Origin of the sequence: Streptococcus lactarius, from assembly GCF_016642265.1 — a bacterium.
Taxonomy (GTDB): domain Bacteria; phylum Bacillota; class Bacilli; order Lactobacillales; family Streptococcaceae; genus Streptococcus; species Streptococcus lactarius.
The window spans coordinates 50,710-57,129 of sequence record NZ_MRXX01000005.1 but is presented as its reverse complement, the minus strand read 5'-3'; the positions used below and the strand labels follow the sequence as shown (position 1 = coordinate 57,129).

At 41.1% G+C, this 6,420-nt stretch carries 5 protein-coding genes; 2 read left to right on the top strand and 3 right to left on the bottom strand.

Translation table 11 applies throughout. The features are described from left to right. Positions 1-26 precede the first annotated feature (26 nt). From BTU61_RS04280 to BTU61_RS04270, 3 genes are all read right to left on the bottom strand, one after another. Positions 27-437, bottom strand: coding sequence for a peptide deformylase (locus tag BTU61_RS04280; protein ID WP_200772466.1), 411 nt, complete (start codon positions 435-437; stop codon positions 27-29). A gap of 95 nt (positions 438-532) precedes the next feature. Beyond that, positions 533-1,432, bottom strand: coding sequence for a fructokinase ScrK (gene scrK, locus BTU61_RS04275; protein WP_200772465.1), 900 nt, complete (start codon positions 1,430-1,432; stop codon positions 533-535). Between the two features lie 156 nt (positions 1,433-1,588). Next, the gene (locus BTU61_RS04270; RefSeq protein WP_200772464.1) at positions 1,589-3,508 is read right to left on the bottom strand and encodes a sucrose-specific PTS transporter subunit IIBC; all 1,920 of its coding nucleotides are present in this window, start codon (positions 3,506-3,508) and stop codon (positions 1,589-1,591) included. A gap of 377 nt (positions 3,509-3,885) precedes the next feature. On the opposite strand from BTU61_RS04270, the gene BTU61_RS04265 reads away from it, so the two are divergent. Together BTU61_RS04265 and BTU61_RS04260 are read left to right on the top strand one after the other, a co-directional pair. Further along, the gene (locus tag BTU61_RS04265) at positions 3,886-5,340 is read left to right on the top strand and encodes a sucrose-6-phosphate hydrolase (RefSeq protein WP_200772463.1); all 1,455 of its coding nucleotides are present in this window, start codon (positions 3,886-3,888) and stop codon (positions 5,338-5,340) included. Then, a complete protein-coding gene (locus BTU61_RS04260; protein WP_187540097.1) occupies positions 5,321-6,286 on the top strand; it encodes a LacI family DNA-binding transcriptional regulator in 966 nt (321 codons plus the stop codon). Before BTU61_RS04265 ends, BTU61_RS04260 begins: the two co-directional genes overlap by 20 nt. Positions 6,287-6,420 lie beyond the last annotated feature (134 nt).

Below are 6,420 nucleotides of genomic sequence, written 5' to 3'. Positions count from 1 at the left end.
ACTTTTGTCCCAGCCTCTGTCCACTTTTAGATAATAATGCCTTCTAAATGATCTATTTCATGCTGACAGATCTGAGCAGGAAAACCTGACAAATGAATCGTTTTTGCTTTCCAATTCACATCTCGATAGGCCACTGTCATCTCCTCATAACGAGTTGTTGACCGACTCCCCACTAGAGATAAGCACCCTTCTTCCGTTTGATAAGGCTTTTTCTTTTCAAGGAGAACAGGATTAAACATGACCAGATTTTCATTTCCCATTCGAATGATAATCGCCCGCTTTTTCACTCCGATCATATTGGCCGCCAAACCCACACACTCAAGGAGATGAGCATTTAAGGTGTCCTGCAAATCCAAAGCCAAGGTGCGATCCTCAGGTGTCGCTTCTTCTGACTTTTGACCCAAAAATAAGACATCCTTTACAATATTCTTTTTCATTCCTTCCCTCTCTTCTTTTTAGATAGACGAAAGAAACCGAGACAAATCAGTCTCGGTCTCGCTCTTGTTTCTAGCCTCTAAGAGACAATTGCTTCTTATTTTTTAAGCTTCTCGCTCACTTCTTTTGCAAGAACAAAGTTCCCCAAGGTCGCAGACCCATTGCCAGCAACAGCAGGTGTCACAATGTATTCTTTCACATCCGGTACTGGAAGATAGCCATTTAAAAGAGTAGTAAATTTCGCACGAACACGGTCTAACATATGTTGTTGGGCCATCACACCACCCCCAAAAACGATCACATCTGGTCGGAAGGTAACAGTAGCTTGAACCGCTGCTTGCGCGATATAATAGGCCTGAATATCCCAGACATTGCTATTGAGTTCAATATTTTCCCCACGAATGCCTGTACGAGCTTCGAGACTTGGCCCAGCCGCAAAGCCCTCCAAACAGCCATTATGGAAGGGGCAAACTCCCTTGAACCCTTTTTCTTGATCCATCGGGTGCTGAGCTACATAATAATGCCCCATCTCAGGATGTCCAGTACCACCAATGAATTCACCACGCTGAATCACACCTGCACCAATTCCTGTACCAATCGTGTAGTAGACAAGGTTTTCGACCCGACCACCCGCATTGTTGCGTGCAACTACTTCTCCATATGCCGAACTATTCACATCCGTTGTAAAGTAAATAGGGACATTCAAAGCTCGACGAAGCGCACCTACAAGATCCACATTTGCCCAGTGAGGCTTTGGAGTCGTGGTAATAAACCCATACGTTTTCGAATTTGGATCAATATCAATCGGACCGAATGATCCAACTGCAAGACCTGCCAATTGATCAAATTTCGAGAAAAATGCAATCGTCTTATCCAAGGTTTCGATAGGTGTTGTGGTAGGAAATTGCACTTTTTCAAGCACATTGTAGTTTTCATCACCAACTGCACAAACAAATTTTGTCCCACCAGCTTCCAAACTTCCGTATAATGTTGTCATCTTGTCTCCTTTCTGTTCTTTCCAGATTTATTGTGCTCATTATAACATACTTTTAGCAGTTTCTTCTCTTCTTTTTAAGAAAAACTTCCTGCTTAGACGGCTAAAATTCAAGGACTGGAGAAGATTGGACCAGTCCTTGAGTTATTCTAAATCCTATTAAGCTTTCACTTCGATAATTGCATCCCCTTTAGCGACAATTCCAGTTGCTACCGGAGTTACCGATGCGAAGTCAGCAGTGTTGGTCACAATCACCATAGTAGTGTCTTCAAGACCTGCTGCTGCAATTTTTTCAGAATCAAATGTTCCAAGAACATCGCCAGCTTTGACTTTATCGCCTTGAGCAACTTTTTGGTCAAATCCTTCACCATTCATTGATACTGTATCAATTCCGACGTGGATCAAGATTTCAGCACCATTAGCTGTCTTCAAACCATAGGCATGCCCAGTTGCGAAAGCAATGGTTACTTCAGCATCTGCCGGAGCATATACAACACCTTCAGTTGGTTTGATGGCAATCCCTTGTCCCATTGCTCCACTTGAAAAGACAGGATCATTCACATCAGCAAGTGCTACAGCAGTACCAACGATAGGAGAGATAATCGTTTCATCTTGAAGAGTTGCAGGAATGTTACCAGTTTTTTCTTCTTCAACCAGACGTTCAGTTGTCGCGTTTTCAGAAGCAACCACAGGAGCTTCATCTTCATAACCAAACATATAAGTCAAACCGAAACTTAGTGCAGTTGTAAATACAACCATAAATACATATTTGAATAATTGACCATTTAGATAGAGAAGCGTCCCTGGAATAATTGTAATACCAAATCCTGTACCAGCAAGATTTAACATAGATGCAATCCAACCACCTATAGCACCTGCTCCCAAAGCAATAACGAATGGTTTCACATAACGCAAGTTTACACCAAAGATTGCAGGCTCAGTAATACCTAACAAGGCAGAAATAGTTGCAGGAAATGCTAAAGCTTTCACTTTTTGAGATTTAGATTTCACTGCCACTGCTAAAGTAGCCCCAGCTTGTGCAGTCATAGCTGCTGTAATAATTGCATTAAATGGATCTTTTTTATCTGCAGTAATTAATTGTGATTCAAGAAGATTAAAAATATGGTGGACACCAGTAACGACAATCAACTGATGAACGCCACCGATAAGAAGACCTGCAAGTCCAAATGGTAAATTTAAAATAAACTTAGTTGCATTCAGTACATATTCCTCAATGCTGTGGAAGAATGGACCAATAATAAACAAAGCGAGAAATGACATGATTGTCAATGTGAATAATGGAACCAATAACAAATCTAAGACATCTGGAATTTTCTTATGGAGCCATTTTTCAAGTTTCGCACCAATTAGACCAACGAAGAATGCAGGAAGAACAGAGTTCTGGAATCCAACCACATGATGGAAGATACCAAAGTATGTTGCTGCTTTAGAAGGATCTTCCGCTACAACCCATGCATTTGGAAGAGTCGGACTAACCATCATTAAACCAATTACAATCCCAAGAACAGGATTTCCTCCGAATACTCGGAACGCAGACCATGAAATCAGGGCTGGGAAGAAAGCAAACGCGGTATCAGTTAAAATTGTTGAATAGGTATAAAAATCAGTAGATTTAAATGCGTCTGCTGTCGTACCAAACAAAGCCAATACTTGGTCTTGTGCAATCGCACCACGAATCCCCATAAAAAGACCTGTCGCAACGATCGCTGGTAAAATTGGAACAAACACGTCCCCAAAAGTGCGGATAGCACGTTGGAACCAGTTCCCTTGCTTGGCAGCTTCTGCTTTCATTTCATCTTTCGACGATGTTGGCAAGCCAAGAGCTACTACTTCATCGTAGATCTTGTTTACAGTACCAGTACCAAAGATGATTTGGTATTGACCTGAATTAAAGAAAGCACCTTGTACTTTTTCAATATTCTCAACAACATCTTTGTTGATTTTTGATTCATCTTTTACCATCACGCGAAGACGAGTCGCACAGTGAGCAACACTGCTAACGTTCTCAACCCCACCGATTGCATCGATGACCTGCTTTGCAATTTCTGTATTTGACATTTTGCAAAAATCTCCTTATTTTTTGTAATGTAAACGGTTCAACCGTCTCTACGCTTTTTATTGTACCATGTATTTGGAATATGTCAACCGTTTTGCAGAATTTTTTGTAACTTTTTTGGTCATTCTATGCCTTTATATAACACTGAAAAAACTTACAAAGTTGGAATCTCTTTAAAATTCTTATTTTTCCTTGTTTTAAAAGCACTCCATTTTCAAAAAATTTCATTTTTTCATTTATTTTCAATTTTTCCTAATTTAAAAAAGTTTAAAAACATCTGTCAATCGTTTGACATTTTCTGCTATTTTTTTCATTTATTACTTGCTTTTTTGATTAGAAATCGGTACTATGGAAGTAAGAAAAAAATTGGAGGAACGAAATGGAATGGACAACGGAACGGCGTTATCGACGCTATGAAGACTGGACAGAAGAAGAAAAGCAAGCTGTCTCTAAGAATATGGCTACATCTCCTTGGCATACACACTATCATGTAGAGCCAAAGTCTGGTCTCCTAAATGACCCAAACGGTTTTTCTTACTTTGATGGAAAGTGGATTTTGTTTTACCAAAACTTCCCATTTGGGGCAGCCCATGGGTTAAAGTCATGGGTTCAAACAGAAAGTGAAGACTTGGTTCATTTTAAAGAAACCGGTGTAACGCTTCTTCCAGATACAAGACTCGATAGCCACGGAGCTTATTCCGGATCTGCCATGCAGTTTGGTGATAAACTTTTCTTATTCTATACTGGAAATGTTCGTGATGCAGAATGGGTCCGCCATCCCTACCAAGTCGGAGCGTTGATGGATAAAGAAGGAAAGATCGAAAAAATTGACAAAATCTTGATTGACCAACCGGCTGATTCGACTGATCACTTCCGTGACCCACAGATTTTTAATTTTAAAGATCAATACTACGCTATCGTTGGTGGCCAAGACCTTGAGAAGAAAGGATTCATCCGTCTCTATAAGGCTGTTGATAACGACTATACCAACTGGGTTGAAGTCGGTGACTTGGATTTTGCAAATGACCGAACAGCTTATATGATGGAATGTCCTAACCTTGTCTTTGTTGGAGACCAACCTGTCCTTCTTTATTGTCCACAAGGCTTGGATAAATCGGTCCTCGATTACGATAACATCTATCCGAACATGTACAAGATCGGGGAGAGTTTTGATCCAGAACAAGCCAAGCTGGTTGATGTATCTGAATTGCACAACCTAGACTATGGTTTTGAAGCCTATGCAACTCAAGGATTCAACGCTCCAGATGGACGGGCCTATGTTGTCAGCTGGCTAGCTCTTCCTGATATTTCTTATCCAACGGATTCCTATGACTATCAAGGAGCTCTTTCACTAGTCAAAGAATTAACCATCAAAGACGGAAAGCTCTACCAATATCCAGTTGAAGCCATCAAAGACCTGCGCGCTGAGCGTGAGTCATTTGCCAACAAGGCACAAACCCAAAACTGCTATGAACTGGAACTGCAGTTTGAAAAAGATAGCCAAAATGAAATCGTCCTCTTCGCCGATCAAGAAGGGAAAGGGTTAGCTCTCTCATTTGACCTTGCAAATGGATTGGTCACAGTGGACCGTAGCCAAGCAGGTGAGCAATATGCTCAAGAATTTGGAACCAGCCGTAGCTGCCCAATCGATAACCAAGCCACAACTGCTACTATTTTTATCGACAATTCGATTTTTGAAATCTTTATCAACAAAGGAGAAAAAGTATTTTCTGGTCGGGTCTACCCACATGCAGATCAAACTGGTATCTTGATCAAAGCTGGAAACCCTACTGGAAGCTACTACGAACTTGATTATGGTCGCAAAGCTAACTGATGTCGCCAAACTTGCTGGCGTCAGCCCGACAACTGTTTCTCGGGTCATCAATAAAAAAGGCTACCTGTCTGAAAAGACCATCCAAAAGGTCCAAGATGCCATGCGAGAGTTGGGCTACAAGCCCAATACAGTTGCTCGTAGCCTGCAAGGAAAATCAGCCAAATTAGTTGGTTTGATCTTTCCCAATATCAGCAATGTTTTCTATGCAGAGTTGATTGATCACCTAGAACACCAACTCTTCAAGCATGGCTACAAGACCATTATTTGTAATAGTGAGCATGATTCCGAAAAAGAACGAGAATATATTGAGATGTTGGAGGCCAACCAGGTGGATGGTATCATTTCAGGAAGTCACAATCTTGGAATTGAGGATTACAATCGTGTAACGGCTCCGATCATTGCCTTTGACCGTAACCTTTCTCCTGAGATTCCAGTCGTATCCTCAGACAACTATGCTGGAGGGATCCTCGCAGCTGAAACCCTCGTCAAGACTGGGGCTCAAAACATCATCATGATCACAGGAAATGACAATTCCAACTCCCCAACAGGTCTTCGCCATGCAGGTTTTGCTTCAGTCTTGCCAAACGCTTCTATCATTAATGTTTCCAGTGATTTTTCACCCATTCGCAAGGAAATGGAAATCAAACAGATTCTTAGCCAGCAAAAACCCGATGCAATTTTTGCTTCGGATGATTTGACAGCTATCTTAATTATGAAAGTCGCTAAAGAGCTGGAAATTCCAGTTCCTCAACAGCTTAAAGTGATTGGTTATGATGGCACCCAGTTCGTCCAAACCTATATTCCAGAGCTTACAACCATCCAACAACCGATCAAAGAGATCGCAGTCTTGACAGTAGACCTCTTGCTTCAAAAAATCGACGGCCAAACCGTTGCAACGACAGGCTATTTCTTGCCGGTTAGTCTTCATTCCGGTAACAGCATCTAATCCCTTGCTATATAGTTTCTTCTCTCAATTTTCAAAGGCTGGACACACGTTTGCCCAGTCTTTTATTTTTCATCGTAAATTTTCAAATTAAGATTGATACAATTTTTAGGAAAATAAGGCTGGGACAAAAGTCC

Bases quoted from the DNA above. Each gene is read 5' to 3' on its own strand.
- scrK (WP_200772465.1), bottom strand. From the start codon at position 1,432: ATGACAACATTATACGGAAGTTTGGAAGCTGGTGGGACAAAATTTGTT.
- BTU61_RS04280 (WP_200772466.1), bottom strand. From the start codon at position 437: ATGAAAAAGAATATTGTAAAGGATGTCTTATTTTTGGGTCAAAAGTCA.
- BTU61_RS04270 (WP_200772464.1), bottom strand. From the start codon at position 3,508: ATGTCAAATACAGAAATTGCAAAGCAGGTCATCGATGCAATCGGTGGG.
- BTU61_RS04260 (WP_187540097.1), top strand. From the start codon at position 5,321: ATGGTCGCAAAGCTAACTGATGTCGCCAAACTTGCTGGCGTCAGCCCG.
- BTU61_RS04265 (WP_200772463.1), top strand. From the start codon at position 3,886: ATGGAATGGACAACGGAACGGCGTTATCGACGCTATGAAGACTGGACA.